This window comes from Paenarthrobacter sp. NPDC090517, from assembly GCF_044769165.1.
Classification (GTDB): domain Bacteria; phylum Actinomycetota; class Actinomycetes; order Actinomycetales; family Micrococcaceae; genus Arthrobacter.
This window is the reverse complement of record NZ_JBIVXN010000001.1, coordinates 1,219,099-1,235,283: the sequence shown is the minus strand read 5'-3', so window position 1 is coordinate 1,235,283 and position 16,185 is coordinate 1,219,099. Positions and strand designations below refer to the sequence as shown.

Genomic DNA, 16,185 nt, shown 5'->3' with positions numbered 1-16,185 from the left:
TGGCAGGTTTACGCTTCCTAACACGTGTTAGGGAAGGAAAACTACATGTCGGGAACCAACGGGGCTTTGCGCGAATTCACACGTAGAAGTGCCCTCACAGCCCTCGGCGTCGGAATTGTTGGAGTCACCGCGGCGTCGTGGCCGCGCCTGACAGGGTCCGACATTCCAGGCCGGGGAGACAACAGTCTCAGCATCGCCATCATGGGCACAGCCGCAGACGCCGCAGCGCGCCAGAAGGTCATCGACGCTTTCGCCAAGGTCCACCCCGAAATCAAGGTTAAGGTCCAGGCGATCCAGGCTGTGGACTGGAAGGACTTCTTCACCAAGATCCTCACCATGGTTGCAGCAGGGACCCCGCCGGACGTGGTGTACGTGGCAACGGAAGGCGCCCAGCTCTTCGCCGAGAAGCTGGCCCACCCGCTGGATGAGTACCTGCGCCGTGACGCCGACCATATGAAGGAATACTTCGAGGACGTCCACCCCAGCCTGGTGGAAGCGTTCATGTACAAAGGCAGCCTGTTCCAGCTCCCCATCGACTGGAACGCGGCCAACATGTACTACAACACCGCATCACTCCGCTCGGCAGGCCTGGAACGGCCCTCCGATAACTGGACTCACACGGACTTCCGCAGCACACTCGCTGCGATGAAGAAGGCCAAACCAGCCGACTTCACCCCTTACTACTGGACCAACCGTCTCTTCGGTGGTGTGGTGCCGTGGCTGTACGCGAACGACACCAGCTTCCTCAAGGAAACCAAGTCCCCGGGCGGCGACTGGCTGTGGGACGGCTTCTATGCCAACGACCCCACACGTAACCTCCGCTCCGGCGGCTATCAGTGGCTCGAACCCAACGCCGATGATCCCCGCGTCTTCGAATCCTTCGACTACCTCCGCGGACTCGTCAAGGACGGATTGGGTGTCCGGCCGGAGGAAGGCGGCGGCAGCGCCCTGATCGGCCTCTTCGCGTCCAACAGAATAGGTACGACGCCGGCAGGCGGCTATTGGGTGCAAGGCCTCCACGAGGCGGGCATGACAGAGAACGACTTCGACGTCCAGTTCTTCCCGAAGTGGCGGACCCAGCGCCACCAGTTCGGCACGGCAGGCTACGCGATCATGAAGACCGCCAAGGACAAGGACGCCGCTTGGGAGTGGGTGAAGTTCAGCTCCAGCCGCGAAGCCATGCAGATCGTTTTCCCCACTCCGAACACCACCCCCGCCCGGCGCTCCATGGTCAACGAGCAGCTCTACGCAGGAACCGGTCCGCGAAACTGGAAGGTCTTCTACGACACCCTGGACAAGTTCCCCACCACAGGTCCCATTCCGGCTCCACCCCAGCAGGCCGCCGTCGAAACCGCCCTGATGAAAAACGTAAGCCTGGCTGTCAGTGGAGACGAGCGTCAACTCAAGGACGCCCTCAGTTCCATGCAGCGCGACCTTGAACTGGCCCTGAGGAGGCAGCCATGAGCACCGCAACCAGTACACCTACGGGGACGGGCAGCGAGCCGGGCCGCCGGCAGGCCGCCCATAAGAACGGAGACGGCTCCAAGCGCGGACGCATGCAGCAACGCTGGCTGCCGTGGGCCTTCCTTGCACCCACCATCGTGGGCATGGGCATCTTCACCCTGCTGCCGATCGTTGCCTCGATCGCGCTCGCATTCTTCCGTTGGGACATCATCTCGGCGCCGACGTTCGTGGGCTTCGACAACTTCGCCGAGGTAGTCCAGGACCCTACAGTTCGGGTTTCGTTCCTCAACACCATCGTGTTCGTGGTGGTGGCTGTGGCCCTCCAGCTCGGACTGGCGCTTGGCCTGGCCATTATGGTCCAGGAGAAACTCCCGGCCTGGCTCAGGGTGTTCTTCCGCTCGGCATTCTTCTTCCCGTTGATCCTGTCTGCGGCATCGGTATCAATCTTCATGCGGTACCTCTTCAACGAGCAATTCGGCGTCGTGAACTGGTTGCTGTCCATTGTTGGCATCCCAGCGGTTCCGTGGCTGACGACGCCAACCGGGTCTGCCGCCGTCGTGATTCTTGTGTACGTGTGGCAGAACTTCGGATTCTCGTTCCTGCTGTTCATTGGTGGGCTTGCCTCAATTCCGGTGGAAACGTATGAGGCCGCGTCTATCGACGGCGCGACAGGCTGGCGAAAGCACTGGTTCGTCACCCTGCCGCTGCTGAGCCCCACAACCCTGGTGGCCTCGGTCATGGCCATCATCAACGCGCTGCAAGTGTTCGACCAGCCCTACGTACTCACCCGCGGTGGACCGGGCGACTCGACACGCACGGCCGTGATGGTGATCTTCGAGTCCGCGTTCCAGCGCCTCGAGTTCGGCCAGGCCTCGGCGATCGGTGTGATCCTGACGCTCATCATCATGGCCATCACAGCCGCGCAGTTCCGGCTCAGCAAACGATTCGTCTTCTACCAGTAAGGCCCGCCATGACTACCATCCAAGAACGTGTCACCACCACGACGCCTGTAGTAAAGCGGAAGAAGCGCGACTGGTCAGTGGCCGTCCGCGTCATCGTCTTGCTGATCGCGTCCGTCTTCGTCCTGGGGCCCGTGCTGTGGACGCTGTCCACCTCGCTGCGTCCGCCGTCGGAATCCTTCCAGCTGCCGCCCGCCTTCCTGCCGCTGAACCCGGATCTGACCTCCTACGAGCAAGTGTTCAAGCAGCTCAACATCGTGGCACTGGTGGTGAACAGCGCGCTCGTTACGGGCCTCATTGCTGTAGGGCAGATGATCACCGCAGCGCTGGCCGGTTACGCGTTCGCGCACCTTCGCTTTCGCGGGCGCGGTGCGCTGTTCTCGATCGTGCTGGCCACCATGATGGTGCCCGCGCAGGTCACGATCGTTCCCGTGTTCATGCTGATCCGCGGTGTCGGGCTTTCGGACACGCTGCTCGCGCTGATCATTCCGGCCATCCCGACGGCGTTCGGCACCTTCCTGATGCGCCAATACTTCATGGGGTTGCCGGGTGAGCTCGCTGAAGCGGCCGCGATCGACGGCGCCTCGCCGTGGCGGACGTTCCGTTCCGTGTACGCGCCGCTTGCCATGCCGGGCCTGGCGATCGTGGGAATCCTGGCGTTCAACTTCCACTGGAACGAGTTCTTCCGGCCACTCATCATGACCATCTCCGAGCAGAACTTCACCCTGCCGCTGGGGCTGGTCTCCCTCCAAGGCAACCTCGGCACGGGCAGCATCTCCGTGGTCCTGGCCGGCGTTGTCCTCTCCATGATTCCCGCGCTGGTGGTGTTTATGTTCGGCCAGCGTGCGCTGCAGGACGGGCTCACCGCAGGCACCGGCAAGTAACTTTTTTGAAAGGGGTTCCGTTGACGGACCTTGCACTCTCTTCCTCCCTGGCCATGGCAGCGACGCATCCGGACCCGGCGTTCCCGCGCTTTCACCCGCGTCCGGCACAGGGCTGGATCAACGATCCCAATGGCATTAGCTACATCAACGGCCGGTACCACGTGTTTTTTCAGTACAACCCTTTGTCCGCGCGACATTCGCAAATCCAGTGGGGGCATGTGAGCTCTGGTGATTTAGTGCACTGGGAAGAACACCCAGTGGCCCTTTCGCCGCAGCCGGGCGGGCCCGATTCCGCCGGGTGCTGGACCGGCGTGGTGACGTTGGACGGTTTAGTTCCGACCGCTTGTTATTCGGGTGTGCAGGACCACGGCGGCCATTCGCAAGTGGTGATTGCCCGTGGTTCGGCCGATTTGGTCACGTGGAAGCAGGACGGGCACGTATCTGTGTCCATGCCTGCTGATCCGCTGGTAACCGCTGTGCGCGATCCCTTCATCTTCCACTTCAACGGCGCCCGCTACGCCATGCAAGGTGCGGGTCTGGCCGATGGGCGCGCGGCTTTGCTGTTATACACGGTGGACTCCCTTGACGACTGGAAGTACCAGGGGATTTGGCTGACCACCGCCGATCCCGTTGCTGCTGCCCATACGCCGGCCGAGATCTGGGAATGCCCGCAGCTGGTTCAGGTACCGGTCTCTTCGGGTGGCTCGGCCTGGGTCATGATGTTCTCCCTCTGGCTTGCAGGCGACGACCACGAGCACGCCAACGGGGTGGGGCACCTGATCGGGACCCTTACCGCGGACCCTTTGTCCGGGCTGCCCGTGTTCACTCCGTCCTCCGGTGGGAAGGCCGATCTCGGCCGCGACTTCTACGCCCCGCAGATCGTGCAGCTCTCTTATGGCTCGGCTGATTCTTCTCCTGCGGCGCTGCTGTGGGGGTGGGCCAATGAAGGTCCGGGGCGCGATGGTCGCCGTGGCCGCACCCAGGAAGAAATCGACGACGCCGGGTGGTCGGGTGTGTTGACGCATCCTCGCGTTTTGTCGGTGGTTGACGGGGCGCTGGTGGTATCTCCTGCGCCTGAGGTTCTCGCGTATCGGGGTGCTTCTGTGGTTGCGGGCGCTGTAGGTTCCGTTGTGGTTCCGGGGTTCGCAGAGGTGTTGGTTCGGGGTGCTGCTGGTGCTTCTGATGCTGGCGCGGGCGCTGGTTCCGGTTCCGTGTCCGGGTCCGTGGAGCTGGTGCTTGGTTCGGGAGTCGATGCCCAGGTGGTCTACTCCGGTTCCCTGGCAGCGGGCGAAGAGTTGCGAATCTTCATCGATGCATCCCTTGTTGAGGTGTACCGCTCGGGTTCCGTCGCCACCACCCTTCGGGCCTACCCGGCTCCGGGTGAGGAATGGCAGCTCACCTTGCCCGCCGGCGCGACTGCCGACGTGTGGGAGTTGGCGCTGCCGGCGTAGGCGGCAGGCCGGCGTCGTCCCTGCGTTGTGGGGCCTGTTGTGCAGGGTTGGGGTGTGTTTTGGGGTGCAGAGTGGGCCTCGCAACGATGGGCGGGTTCGTTGTGGGGCCTGTTGTGCAGGGTTGGGGTGTGTTTTGGGGTGCAGAGTGGGCCTCGCAACGAGGGGTGCGTGTGTTGTGGGGCCCGTTGTGCAGGCTTGGGGGTGTTTTGGGGTGCAGAGTGGGCCTCGCAACGTGGGGTGGGTTCGTTGTGGGGCCCGTTGTGCAGGCTTGGGGGGTGTTTTAGGGCGCAGAGTGGGCCTCGCAACGTGTGGTGCTGATTGTTGTGAGGCCTGTTCTGCGTCCTAATGGCCTTAGACGTTCTGAACCCGCTATTCCTTCGCTGGGCAGCAACGGAATAGCGGGTACACGACGTGTGTCAGCGGGTGGGTGCGGGGCCGGTCGACTCGCGCACCACAAGGCGGCAGGGGACCATCGTTTCGACGGTGGTTCCCTTTCCTGCGTCCGCACCTTCGATTTCGTCCGAACCCTCGATCGTGTCCAACAACTTGGTCATGGCGGCCCGGCCAATTTCGCGCAGGGGCAGAGCCATGGTGGTGAGGGAAGGAACCATGGTGTCGGCGATCCGGGTTTCGTCGTCGTAGCCCATGATGGACACGTCCTCGGGAACGCTGAGTCCCAGGCGCGCCGCGGCAAGGGCCACGCCGACTGCGAGGCGGTCGTTCGCGCACATGATGGCCGTGGGCCGATCAGCCGGGGACACGCCGTCGAGCAGTTTCATGGTGCCCCGATATCCGGCGTCGATATCCCAACCGGCCATGAAGATCCGGTCTTCACGGACGGGGACGTCGGCCGCGGCGTGTGCGTCCCGGTAACCCTGAACGCGCAGGGGAGCTGCCGGCGAATCCTCCGACCCGGCCAGCAGTGCGATGTCCCGGTGGCCAAGCTCCAAAAGGTGCTCTGCGGCCTCCCTGCCACCAGTGGTTTCATCCGGAATGACGTGATGCAACTGAGGCTGGGCGTGGTTGTCATAGCAGTTGGCAAGGATCGACGGGACGCGAAGCATCCCGTGTGGGACCTCGATGGGTTTCAGACCAACGGTCACGTACATGAGTCCATCAACCTGCCGGTCCAGGAGGGTTTCGATGGCGCTCGCGTCCCTTGCGGCATCGAGCTCTGTGTCCATAACAACGGTGACGAATCCGCGGCTCCGGGCCACGTCGTCTGCGCCGCCGATGATGTTGCCATCGAAGGGGCTGACCACCACTTCATCCGACACAATGCCGATCACGCGCGACCGCTGGTTCCGCAGGCTCAGGGCAATTGCGTTGGGGGAGTAGTTGAGCTCCTCGGCCGCCTGGCGGATCCGGTCCTGGCTCTCCTTGGCCACGTTCCCATCGCCGCGCCCGTTAAGAACCAGCGAGACCGCGCTCCTGGAGACGCCCGCCCTTTTGGCGACGTCCAGTGCGGTGGCCTTGCGGTTCATGGGAAAGTCCTTCCGTCCTTTATTGTCAGCAGTCTACCTAACGCGTGTGAGGTTTGAGGGTCAGGCCGGGTAACCCAATTGATCAAACGCAGCCCTCATGAAGGCCAGGCTTTTGATGGTCCCAGCCACGTAGTAGAGTCCCCACGCTGAGAAGATGACTACCAGTGGCCAAAGGCCTCGCCGTGGGGCCACCTTGTGGGTCACCACTATCCGCCCAATGACGTAGGGAATGCCTCCCAGGAAGGACCAAGCCCAATGGAACGGCCGGACGACGCCCGATTGCACCAACCGTCGGGTATCAAACCGCGCCAGCACCACAGTGGAGCAGTAGGTGAAGACCAACCCGCCCCAGATCAAGAAGTAGCCAGTGCTGAAAATCGTCGCGGGGTCCAGAGTGAGGATGCCGTTCCTGGTGTAGGTGCGAACCTCCAGATGCCACGTGAGCATCAGTACCCCCGGCAGGAACGGCAGGCAGGCAATAATCCAGATGTACGGATTCACCACGCTCGCGTCTTTGGGAAGCATGGGACGCCGGTTGGCTGGACCCGTGGCCACTGGCGGCCCGACATGGTCTACCCACTCGGTACCATTCCACCATCGGAGGCTGCGTGGGTCCCGAGCATCCGGATACCACCCGGGCGCGGTCATGTCGAGACCGAGTAGCCAAACTGGGAGTACATCGACTGCATGAAGTTGGACATCCAGATGCCGGTGACCACCATGCTGATAACAAATACGGCGATGGTGGCCCACACCGGCCACAGTCCCCGCTTGGGCGCCACTTTGTTGACGATCACAGAGCGGCCGATCACGTAGACAAGCGCGCTAAGGAAAGCCCAAGCCCAGTGGAAAGGACGCACGACGCCGGACTTGAGAAGGCGTTGACGGTCCAGGAAAGCGAAGAACACCGACAGCCCGTAGAACAGGAAGCTTGAACCCATCAGCAGGAAATAGGCGGGGGTGTACATGGAGAAGGGGTCCATGGTGGTAACCCCCTGCCGGGTGGTGATCATCTTGAACTCCGGCTGCCAGGTCAAAAGGAGCAGGATGGAGACCAGCGGCATCAAGGTAATTGTCCAGATGAACGGGTTGTACGCCGGCGTCTCCGGGCGGAGCTCAGGACGTGGCACCGGGACCGGTGCTCGGAATTGAGCGGGTGCCTGGAATTGAGCGGGCGCTTGGTGCGCTGTCCAGGCGCGTCCGTCCCACCACCGGACGAAACGCGGGTCCGAAGGATCCGGGTACCAGCCGGAAGGCGTAGTCGAACCGGGCACTGGTTGAGTCATTATTCCCCCACTTTAAGTCGTGGTTCTGAGAATATCGCGATTGGTGCCTCTCGCTTACCAGGAGCTTCTCCCCAGTCACCATGTGGCGGTGTAAGGATGGAGCATGAGCTTCTTCGACGACCTCCCCGAGCAGCCCGCGCGGCCCCGCCAACCGCAGCCTGTCCAGCCCGGATGGTACGGCCCGCCGTCGGACGAGCTGCCTGGCGTAGCGCGCGTTGGTGGGTTTTTTCACAAGAGCCAGCGGATGGTGGTCGCGCTGAAACTGGTGGAGGTGTACTCCACTGGCTGCCTGTTGGAACTGGTGTGGTCCGTGCGGCGGGGCAACGAATCGGACCAGGAATGGCGGGAGATCGTGGAGGAGAGCTACAACCACCCGCGATCCAGCCTGGACACCAGGACGGGGCTCGAATTAGGTGTCGCTTTTGCGGATGGACGCAAGGCTGTCGCAGCCATCCACGGACCGTTGTCCTTCCAAGAGGCTGAAGACGTCGCTGGCCCTGTGCTCACAACCTTGGGCGGCGGTGGGGGAGCAACAACGACGAGTATGTCCAGTTCACCGGTCGTTATTGGTTGTGGCCGTTGCCGGTGGAGGAGGACACGACGCTGGTGGTGCGGTGGCAAGCATTGGGGATACCTGAGAGCTCGCTTGGCCTGCCGGGGGAGCAGTTGGCTGAAGCGTGGGGACGCCTGGTGAACTACTGGAACGGGTAGCTTTCCACATAGCCGAATTGGCCTGCTGAGGGGCCGGGAGGCCGCCGGTACAGTGGCAATATGCCTGCACTTCCCTCCCTCGAAGAACTCCTCGATTCCGCCCACGTAGTCTCGCTGCCCATGCGCGTGAAGTTCCGCGGCATCATGGAGCGGGAGACACTCCTCTTGCGAGGACCGCTCGGCTGGGGCGAGTTCTGTCCTTTTCCCGAATACGACGACGACGAATCCTCCCGCTGGCTGGCCGCAGCCTTGGAAGCTGGCTGGCTAGGTTTCCCCCCGCCCCTCAGGGACAGGATCCCGGTCAATGCGACGGTTCCAGCCGTTCCGGCAGAGCGAGTCCCGGAGGTGCTGGCACGCTTTGGGAGAGTGGATGCGGTGAAGATCAAAGTTGCCGAGCGCGGGCAGACGTTGGGGGAAGACGTTGCCCGAGTGCACGCGGTACGCGAGGCCCTCCCCGACGCCGCCATCCGCGTGGACGCCAACGGGGGATGGGACATCGACCAGGCCGTGGAAGCCCTGGGCAGGCTGTCCGCCGTCGAACTCGAATATGCCGAACAACCTGTTCCCACCGTTGAGGGCCTGGCCGAGGTCCGTCGTCGGCTCGCTGCCGCCGGAACACCAGTCCTTATCGCTGCGGACGAGAGCGTTCGCAAAGAGGACGATCCCCTGCGTGTGGCCCGGGCCGGCGCAGCTGACCTCATCGTGGTCAAGGTCGCGCCACTTGGGGGAGTTCGGCGGGCACTGGACATCGTGCAGCAGGCCGGGCTGCCCGCCGTCGTAAGTTCCGCCTTGGACACCTCGGTGGGAATCCGTGCCGGACTGGCGCTCGCAGCAGCATTTCCATCGCTTCCTTATGCCTGCGGCCTTGGCACCGTTTCGCTGTTCGCTTCGGACATCACGTTGGACCCTTTGGTGGCCGACGACGGCGCCATTCAGTTACGCGAAGCGGTGGCCGATCCAGGGCTGCTTCAGCAGTACGCGGCTCCGGGGGAGCGCCAGGACTGGTGGCGGGACCGACTCCGACGGGTCCACTCGGTACTGGCGCGAAACCAGCACGGTTTGTTCACCGGGTCTTAACCAGAGCGACCTCTCAATTTCGGATTCCGCTGAAAGGCTCAGCGGGAACCTCGTACATCTCTGGAAGGTCTTCCCCCATGTCTGAAACCACCGGACGCACGTTTCCGCTGCTCCCCATGCTCGGTCACACCAAAGGCAAGCGCAGTGCTGTCACGTGTGCTTTGAAGTGCGACAACGCCTGCTCGGGCGATGTCTGCAACACCAGCGCCAACGGATACTTCCGGGACATCGCCTCAACCGCTATGTCCCGCCGCGCAGCCCTGGGGCTTGGCGCCGCAGGAGCGCTCGCCATCGTCCTTGGTGGTGCCGTGACCGGTGGTGACACTGCCGTGGCCGACTCGGGCAACGGACTGTCTGATGCTGCCAAGAAGGGCTTCGACAAGTCCAAGCTCAAGTTCACCGCCATCAAGCCGGTAGACGCGGCAGTAGACGCCTTCACAGTGCCCGAGGGCTTCGACTGGAAGCCGATCATCCGCTGGGGCGACCCCCTCTTCGCCGACTCGCCGGCTTTTGACCTCAACGCACAGACTGCGGCAGCCCAGGCACGCCAGTTCGGTTACAACAACGACTACACGGATATCCTGCCGATCCCCGGATCCAAGGATCGCCGTGCCGTGCTCTTCAGCAACCACGAATACACCAACGAGAACATCATGCTCCCGGAAGGCTTCGACCCCACCGAGGCACGGGCAATCGGGCGCGCCGGGCATGGGCTGGCCGTGGTGGAACTCGAGCGGAAGAACAAGAACAAGCCGTGGAGCTACGTCCAGGGCGCGCCCCTGAACCGACGCTTCCTCACCGACACTGTCTACGAGCTGACCGGACCTGCTGCCGGCACCAACCTGGTCAAGACCATTGACGATCCCGCTGGCCGCTGGATCAAGGGAACGCTGGGTAACTGCGCCGGCGGAACAACACCCTGGGGAACCATCCTCTCCGGTGAAGAGAACTTCAACGGCTACTTCGCTGCCCCTGGCACCAGCGACGGTGACAAGCGCTACGGAATTTCCTCGAAGGCAACCACTCGTCAGTGGGAACTTGATGAGCCGCGCTTCGACACCCGCAACCCGGGCTACGCCAACGAAACCAACCGCTTCGGCTGGATCGTGGAAGTGGACCCCTTCGACCCCACCTCCACTCCCAAGAAGCACTCCGCCATGGGCCGCTTCAAGCACGAGGGCGCCAACGTCATCGTCGCGCCTTCAGGTCACGTTGTTGCTTACATGGGCGACGACGAGCGTTTTGACTACCTCTACAAGTTCGTTTCCAAGGGCAAGTACCAGGCCGGTGACTCCAAGGAAGCACGCAAGAACAACATGGGCCTGCTTTCCGAGGGCGACCTTTACGTGGCCCGCTTCACGGGTGACTCGCCTGCGGACATTGACGGTACTGGCAAGCTTCCCGCAGACGGTGCTTTCGACGGCACAGGCGAATGGCTGCCGTTGGTGGTAAACGGCACCTCGGCCGTGCCGGGCATGACTGTACCGGAGGTCCTTGTCTACACCCGCATCGCCGCTGACAAGGTGGGGCCCACCAAGATGGACCGTTGCGAAGATGTTGAGCCCAACCCGCGCACGGGCAAGGTCTACGTCGCCTGCACGAACAACAGTGATCGCGGCAAGGCAGGCAAGGAAGGCGCCACCGAGGTCAACCCGCGGAACCTGAACCGTGACGGCCACGTCGTGGAAATTACAGAAGGGCCCGAGCAGACGGGCACCAAGTTCAACTGGAACCTCCTGTTGGTGGCCGGTGATCCCGCCAAGAACTCCTCTACGTACTTCTCCGGGTTCCCGGTCGACAAGGTTTCGCCCATCTCCTGCCCTGACAACGTGGCCTTCGACTCCGTTGGCAACCTCTGGATCTCCACCGACGGCGCCCCCGGCACCATCGGCTACGCGGACGGCCTGTTCAAGGTCACTCTCGAAGGTCCGGAGCGCGGCAAGGTGGAGCAGTTCCTCGCCGTTCCCCGCGACGCCGAAACATGTGGTCCGATCATCCACGACGAAGAGCGCACCGTGTTCGTCGCCGTGCAGCACCCCGGTGAGGACGGCTCGTTCGCAGCACAGAACTCCTTCTTCCCGGACTACGTGCCTGCCGGAGCTACACCCGCAGCGGGCGCGGCAAGGGCTCCGCGTCCCTCCGTGGTGCAGGTCTTCCGCAAGTAACGCCTGTCTTTACCGAATCTGACGAATGCTCTCCCTTCCGGGCTCTCCGGGAGGGGGAGCATTTCGTCTCCCCGAACCTTCTCTCACTTCCCGCCTGTTTGGGCCGGGATGTGAGCGAGCGTTTGGGGCCGGGAGCGCCAATAGACTGGAACGGTGACTTCCCAGGACTCTCTGACATCCATCGGCGCCGCCCGGATCGCCGTTACAGCGCTGCTCGACGGCGGTGTACGGCACGTGGTGGTGGCGCCGGGTTCGCGGTCAGCGCCCATGGCATACGCCCTTGCGGAAGCGGAGGCTGCAGGCCGCGTGCGGCTCCACGTGCGCATCGACGAACGAGACGCCGGGTTCACGGCCCTGGGCTTGGCGCTTTCCACCGAGGCACCCGTGGCCGTGGTCACCACCTCCGGTACAGCGGTGGGCAATCTCCTGCCCGCTGTCATGGAAGCCAACCATTCAGCTGTCCCCGTGGTCGTCATCTCGGCAGACCGGCCTGAAGAGCTTCACGGAACCGGGGCGAACCAGACCACCATCCAACTGGACCTCTTCGGCGAACACGTGCGTTTCGCCGTCGACGTCCGTGCCGGTGACCACCCACAGAAGGCTGTTGCCACGGCACTATACGCAGCCACCGGTGCCCTCGCAGACACCCCTCCGGGCCCTGTCCAAGTGAACCTTGCCTTCCGCGACCCCCTGGTGCCGGCGGACGGCGACGCCCTTCCGGCCACCGCGGGACACGGCGTCTTCCATTACGACGCCGGTCCTCAGGCGCTGGACCTTCCGGCAGCATCCGACCAGCTCGCCGAGCGACGCACCGTGGTCCTCGCGGGCCACGACGCCGGCCCTGTTGCCGAGGCTTTTGCCCGCGCCCATGGCCTGCCGCTACTGGCGGAACCGTCGTCGAACGCACGTTTCGGGCCGAACGCGGTGGGGCCGTACCGGGTACTTCTCGCGCACTTCGGACCTGATTCGCCGACGCCGATCGAACGCGTGGTCCTGTTTGGCAGGGCCACTCTTTCCCGTCCGGTGGCGGCCCTGCTGGCACGTGAGTCCGTTGAATCCGCCATTTACCAGCCCGTCCCCGTGGCCTGGTACGAGGCTGGCCGGCGGCGCGAAACCCCCATTGAAACCCTGCCCGAGCTTGCCGAATTTGCCGGGCGTGGCTCCGCTGAGTGGCTCGATTCCTGGCTTCTCGCGGGCGCTGCCGCCCAGCACGGACTCGATGGTGTGCTGTCAGGGGAGAGCCTGGCAAACGGACCATCAGTCGGGGCCGCCGTTTGGGAGCGTTCCCGTGGACAATTGGTGCTCGGTTCATCCAACGGCATCCGCGACGTGGACCTCGCCGGGCATCCTCACAGCGAACCCATTGCCACGGTTTACGCGAACCGCGGCCTCGCCGGCATCGACGGCACCATCGCCACGGCCACAGGAATCGCCCTGGGCAGCGGACGCGAAACCACAGTCCTCTTGGGCGACGTCACCTTCCTCCATGACGCCGGCGGACTGCTCCTCGGCAACGGCGAACCCGTGCCGGACCTCCGCATCGTGGTGCTCAACGACTCCGGCGGCGCCATCTTCAGCCTCCTTGAGCACGGGGCCGTCGAGGACTCAGGCGCCTACGGCACCGCCGTCGAGCGCCTCTTTGGCACCCCTCACTCAGTGGACATCGCGGCGCTCGCGGCGGCGTACGGCGTCGGACACCAAGCCGTGACCACGACGGCGGAACTCGCCGCGGTCCTCAAGTCGCCGCTGAAGGGTCGCAGCATTGTGGAGGTGCGCGTGGACCGGGCGGGCCTCCGGAAGCTCCATGCGCGGATTAAGGACGCCATCTCCGCCGCAGTGGGCCAAGTCCTGGCGGCGGGCTAGTCCTCGCACCTGTTGCCGCCGATCGCTCCCGTAACCGCTGGTGCGAATGGCGCGAAAGGGTGCGGGCCTGGCGAACGTGTGGTGCGCGGGGCGGAAAAGGGTGCGCCCGTCGGAAAAGCAGTGAGACGGAAACGGGAGGGTGACGCCCAAATATGGGTGTCACCCTCCCGTTTCAGCGGCGCAAACGAACTAGGCTTCCTCGACACCAATGTGCGTGGGGTCGAGGACGCGGCGCAGGAATTCCTTGGTGCGGGGCTGGGTGGGGGCGCTGATGACGTGCTCCGCAGGCCCTTCTTCCACCACAACGCCGGCGTCCATGAAGACTACGCGGTCCGCAACTTCGCGGGCGAAGCCCATCTCGTGCGTGACCACCAACATGGTCATGCCTTCCTGGGCCAGCTTGCGCATGACGGCCAGGACGTCGCCCACGGTCTCGGGGTCGAGAGCAGAGGTGGGCTCATCGAAGAGCATGAGCTGCGGGTCCATGGACAATGCACGAGCAATGGCGACGCGCTGCTGCTGGCCACCGGAGAGCTGGTCCGGGAAACGATCTGCGAGGTGGCCCAGGCCAACACGTTCCAGGTTGTGGCGCGCCACCTCCGAAGCCTCGGACTTGGACCGCTTGAGGACCTTGGTCTGGGAGATGGTGCAGTTTTCCAGGACGCTGAGGTGGGGGAAGAGGTTGAAGTGCTGGAACACCATTCCCACACTCTGGCGCATTTTGTTGAGGTCGACGTCGGGGTCGGTGGCTTCAAATGAGCCAACGTTGATGGTGCCCGCATTCGGTTGCTCAAGCAGGTTGACGCAGCGAAGGAGAGTGGACTTGCCGGAGCCGGAAGGTCCGATCAGGCAAACTACCTGGCCCGGCTCAACCGTCAGCGAGATGCCTTTGAGGACCTCGTTGCTCCCGTAGGACTTGCGCAGATCCTTGATATTTACGCCAGCGGCACGAACGGTGGCCGTGCTCCCGGTGGAGTTATTCATGACTGTCCTGCCTATCGCTTGGTCCGCGCGGAGCGGCTTTCGAACTTCCGTGCCAGGAGGCTCAAGGGGATGGTGATGACCAGGTAGAAGGCACCTGCCACGAGTAGCGGCGTCAGGCCGGCGCCGAGGCTGGAGATGCCGTCGCGGCCAAACTTGGTGAGCTCGTACTGGGAGGCGGTGAGGCCCAGGACGTAGATCAGGGAGGAGTCCTTGGTGAGCAGGATGATCTCGTTGGTCAGCGGCGGGAGGACGATCTTGAACGCCTGGGGAATCACGATTGAAACCATCGCCCGCCAGTGCGGCATACCCAGCGAACGGGCGGCCTCCATCTGGCCCTTGGGCACAGCCTGAAGGCCGGCGCGGAGGGTTTCAGCGATGTACGCGGCAGCGACCATACCCAGCGACACCATCACGATGATGTTGACGTCCCACTGGATTCCGAAGGCCAAGGGAACGCCGTAGCCGAACGCGATGAAGACCAGCAGGGCCGGAACGCCGCGGAAGAACTCGATGTAACCTGTGGCGAGCCAGCGGTACAGCGGGAAGGAAGAGAGCTTCATCAGGGCGAGCAGCAGGCCGCCGGACAAGCCCACAATGAAACCGAGGGCCGTGTAGATGAGGGTGTTCTTGAGGCCCACCAGGAAGATATCCGGGAACATCGGGCCGATCTTGGCGAAGTTGAAGACGCTGGTGCCTACCGTCTTCCAGTCCACGGCAATAATTACGGCGGCAACAGCCACAACAAAGATTCCGGCCTGGACGTACAAACTGACTTTGGCTCGTTGACGTGCAGTCATTGCCATGGGGTTCTCACATTCATGTTGCGCAGGTGGGGCCCCGAAAGGACCTGAACAGATCGTTTCGGGGCCCGCCTGCGTGGATCTCGGGGAGCCGGGGCTCGGACTACTTGGTGGCTTCGCCGAACCAGGTGGTCTCGAACTTCTTCAGGGTGCCGTCGTCGGTGATGCGCTTCAGCGTGGCGTTCACGGCATCCGTCATGGCGGTGTTGCCCTTCTTGATGGAGATGCCCAGCTTCTCGCCCGTTGCGTAGTCTTCAACGCGCTTGAGGTTGGAATCGTCCTTGATGGCGTAGCCGAGGACTGACTGGTTGCCGACGGCGGCATCGATGGTGCCGGCCTTGAGGGCCTGGACCAGGAGGCCGGAGTCTTCGAACTGCTGGGCGTCGATCCCCTTGTCCTTGGCGTACTGGGCTCCGGTGGTGGCCTGCTGGACGCCCACCTTCTTGCCCTTTGCGCCATCGAGGTTCTCGATGCCGGAAGCGGACGTGGCTACGAGAGTCAGGTCGTCGTCCAGGTAGGGAGTGGAGAAGTCCATGACGTTCTTGCGGACGTCGGTGATGGAGATCGAGGAGATGGAGACGTCGCAACCGGTCAGTGCGGTGCCGGTCTCGATTGCTTCGAAGGAGCTGTCCACCACGTTGAGCTCGGCCTTGACGTCCTTGGCGAGTTCCGCGGCGATGTCCATGTCGAAGCCGACGATCTTGCCGTCCTTCTGGAATTCAAAGGGCTCGTAAGGAACGTCCGAGCAGACCGTGAGCTTGCCGGCGTTGATGAGCTTGAGGCCCGACTCTGAGGAGGCGGCGGGGGTGGAGGAACCACCACAGGCGGTCAGGGCCAGGGCGCCGGCTGCCAGGACGGCGGCAATCTTGGTGCCGGACAGAACCGAACGGGAGATCTGCATGTTGTTTACCTTTTGTTGCGGTGGATGCTGAACTGAGTCGGTTTTAGTGTAGCGCCGAACGTGAGATGTGCATCACAGGAAACGAAGTTTCACTATTGGATAACAAGTTTACTCACTTATCAACCACCCCGGCGTTAGCCGTGTCTGGAATCCCAG

Annotated in this window: 14 protein-coding genes and 1 pseudogene; 8 read left to right on the top strand and 7 right to left on the bottom strand. The window is 63.3% G+C overall.

The window, feature by feature from the left end; genetic code table 11:
- The first annotated feature begins 45 nt into the window (after positions 1-45).
- From ACIQTW_RS05735 to ACIQTW_RS05720, 4 genes are read left to right on the top strand one after another with little or no spacing between them, the layout of a single operon-like run.
- Positions 46-1,464 carry an ABC transporter substrate-binding protein gene (locus ACIQTW_RS05735; RefSeq protein WP_402934633.1) on the top strand — a complete coding sequence of 473 codons (1,419 nt, stop codon included), beginning with the start codon at positions 46-48 and terminating at the stop codon, positions 1,462-1,464.
- Positions 1,461-2,426 carry a carbohydrate ABC transporter permease gene (locus ACIQTW_RS05730; RefSeq protein ID WP_402934630.1) on the top strand — a complete coding sequence of 322 codons (966 nt, stop codon included), beginning with the start codon at positions 1,461-1,463 and terminating at the stop codon, positions 2,424-2,426. Before ACIQTW_RS05735 ends, ACIQTW_RS05730 begins: the two co-directional genes overlap by 4 nt.
- An 8-nt stretch (positions 2,427-2,434) precedes the next feature.
- Positions 2,435-3,307: a carbohydrate ABC transporter permease gene (locus tag ACIQTW_RS05725; protein ID WP_402934628.1), complete on the top strand. Its 873-nt coding sequence runs from the start codon at positions 2,435-2,437 to the stop codon at positions 3,305-3,307.
- A 20-nt stretch (positions 3,308-3,327) separates the two neighbouring features.
- The gene (locus tag ACIQTW_RS05720; protein WP_402934625.1) at positions 3,328-4,758 is read left to right on the top strand and encodes a glycoside hydrolase family 32 protein; all 1,431 of its coding nucleotides are present in this window, start codon (positions 3,328-3,330) and stop codon (positions 4,756-4,758) included.
- 416 nt (positions 4,759-5,174) lie between these two features.
- Here ACIQTW_RS05720 and ACIQTW_RS05715 read toward each other — a convergent pair whose 3' ends face one another.
- The 4 genes and pseudogenes from ACIQTW_RS05715 to ACIQTW_RS05700 form a co-directional block, all read right to left on the bottom strand.
- Positions 5,175-6,242, bottom strand: coding sequence for a LacI family DNA-binding transcriptional regulator (locus ACIQTW_RS05715; protein ID WP_402934622.1), 1,068 nt, complete (start codon positions 6,240-6,242; stop codon positions 5,175-5,177).
- 60 nt (positions 6,243-6,302) lie between these two features.
- The gene (locus tag ACIQTW_RS05710; RefSeq protein ID WP_402936241.1) at positions 6,303-6,767 is read right to left on the bottom strand and encodes a DUF2510 domain-containing protein; all 465 of its coding nucleotides are present in this window, start codon (positions 6,765-6,767) and stop codon (positions 6,303-6,305) included.
- Positions 6,768-6,794: 27 nt separating this feature from the next.
- Positions 6,795-6,890, bottom strand: a pseudogene (locus ACIQTW_RS05705) (DUF2510 domain-containing protein); the annotation flags it as partial.
- Complete coding sequence (locus ACIQTW_RS05700; RefSeq protein WP_402934619.1) at positions 6,887-7,528, bottom strand: DUF2510 domain-containing protein; 642 nt, start codon at positions 7,526-7,528, stop codon at positions 6,887-6,889. The gene ACIQTW_RS05700 and the pseudogene ACIQTW_RS05705, both read right to left, overlap by 4 nt.
- A 103-nt stretch (positions 7,529-7,631) precedes the next feature.
- Between ACIQTW_RS05700 and ACIQTW_RS05695 the strand changes: the two genes are divergently transcribed.
- The 4 genes from ACIQTW_RS05695 to menD all read left to right on the top strand — a co-directional run bounded on the left by ACIQTW_RS05695 (position 7,632) and on the right by menD (position 13,344).
- On the top strand, positions 7,632-8,222 hold the full coding sequence (locus ACIQTW_RS05695; protein ID WP_402934616.1) for a hypothetical protein: 591 nt from the start codon (positions 7,632-7,634) through the stop codon (positions 8,220-8,222).
- 77 nt (positions 8,223-8,299) lie between these two features.
- Positions 8,300-9,316: an o-succinylbenzoate synthase gene (locus ACIQTW_RS05690; RefSeq protein ID WP_402934613.1), complete on the top strand. Its 1,017-nt coding sequence runs from the start codon at positions 8,300-8,302 to the stop codon at positions 9,314-9,316.
- 77 nt (positions 9,317-9,393) lie between these two features.
- A complete protein-coding gene (locus ACIQTW_RS05685) occupies positions 9,394-11,481 on the top strand; it encodes a PhoX family protein (RefSeq protein WP_402934610.1) in 2,088 nt (695 codons plus the stop codon).
- Between the two features lie 153 nt (positions 11,482-11,634).
- Positions 11,635-13,344 carry a 2-succinyl-5-enolpyruvyl-6-hydroxy-3-cyclohexene-1-carboxylic-acid synthase gene (menD, locus tag ACIQTW_RS05680; RefSeq protein ID WP_402934607.1) on the top strand — a complete coding sequence of 570 codons (1,710 nt, stop codon included), beginning with the start codon at positions 11,635-11,637 and terminating at the stop codon, positions 13,342-13,344.
- A 189-nt stretch (positions 13,345-13,533) separates the two neighbouring features.
- On the opposite strand, the gene ACIQTW_RS05675 is transcribed toward menD, so the two are convergent.
- The 3 genes from ACIQTW_RS05675 to ACIQTW_RS05665 form a co-directional block, all read right to left on the bottom strand.
- Complete coding sequence (locus ACIQTW_RS05675; protein ID WP_402934604.1) at positions 13,534-14,328, bottom strand: amino acid ABC transporter ATP-binding protein; 795 nt, start codon at positions 14,326-14,328, stop codon at positions 13,534-13,536.
- A gap of 11 nt (positions 14,329-14,339) precedes the next feature.
- Positions 14,340-15,131: an amino acid ABC transporter permease gene (locus ACIQTW_RS05670; RefSeq protein WP_017197162.1), complete on the bottom strand. Its 792-nt coding sequence runs from the start codon at positions 15,129-15,131 to the stop codon at positions 14,340-14,342.
- Between the two features lie 100 nt (positions 15,132-15,231).
- Positions 15,232-16,029 carry an ABC transporter substrate-binding protein gene (locus ACIQTW_RS05665; protein ID WP_017197161.1) on the bottom strand — a complete coding sequence of 266 codons (798 nt, stop codon included), beginning with the start codon at positions 16,027-16,029 and terminating at the stop codon, positions 15,232-15,234.
- Positions 16,030-16,185 lie beyond the last annotated feature (156 nt).

Coding starts and splice junctions, on each gene's coding strand:
- ACIQTW_RS05695 (WP_402934616.1), top strand. CDS start 7,632: ATGAGCTTCTTCGACGACCTCCCCGAGCAGCCCGCGCGGCCCCGCCAA.
- ACIQTW_RS05685 (WP_402934610.1), top strand. CDS start 9,394: ATGTCTGAAACCACCGGACGCACGTTTCCGCTGCTCCCCATGCTCGGT.
- ACIQTW_RS05735 (WP_402934633.1), top strand. CDS start 46: ATGTCGGGAACCAACGGGGCTTTGCGCGAATTCACACGTAGAAGTGCC.
- ACIQTW_RS05730 (WP_402934630.1), top strand. CDS start 1,461: ATGAGCACCGCAACCAGTACACCTACGGGGACGGGCAGCGAGCCGGGC.
- ACIQTW_RS05670 (WP_017197162.1), bottom strand. CDS start 15,131: ATGGCAATGACTGCACGTCAACGAGCCAAAGTCAGTTTGTACGTCCAG.
- ACIQTW_RS05690 (WP_402934613.1), top strand. CDS start 8,300: ATGCCTGCACTTCCCTCCCTCGAAGAACTCCTCGATTCCGCCCACGTA.
- ACIQTW_RS05665 (WP_017197161.1), bottom strand. CDS start 16,029: ATGCAGATCTCCCGTTCGGTTCTGTCCGGCACCAAGATTGCCGCCGTC.
- ACIQTW_RS05675 (WP_402934604.1), bottom strand. CDS start 14,328: ATGAATAACTCCACCGGGAGCACGGCCACCGTTCGTGCCGCTGGCGTA.
- ACIQTW_RS05700 (WP_402934619.1), bottom strand. CDS start 7,528: ATGACTCAACCAGTGCCCGGTTCGACTACGCCTTCCGGCTGGTACCCG.
- ACIQTW_RS05710 (WP_402936241.1), bottom strand. CDS start 6,767: ATGCTTCCCAAAGACGCGAGCGTGGTGAATCCGTACATCTGGATTATT.
- ACIQTW_RS05725 (WP_402934628.1), top strand. CDS start 2,435: ATGACTACCATCCAAGAACGTGTCACCACCACGACGCCTGTAGTAAAG.
- ACIQTW_RS05715 (WP_402934622.1), bottom strand. CDS start 6,242: ATGAACCGCAAGGCCACCGCACTGGACGTCGCCAAAAGGGCGGGCGTC.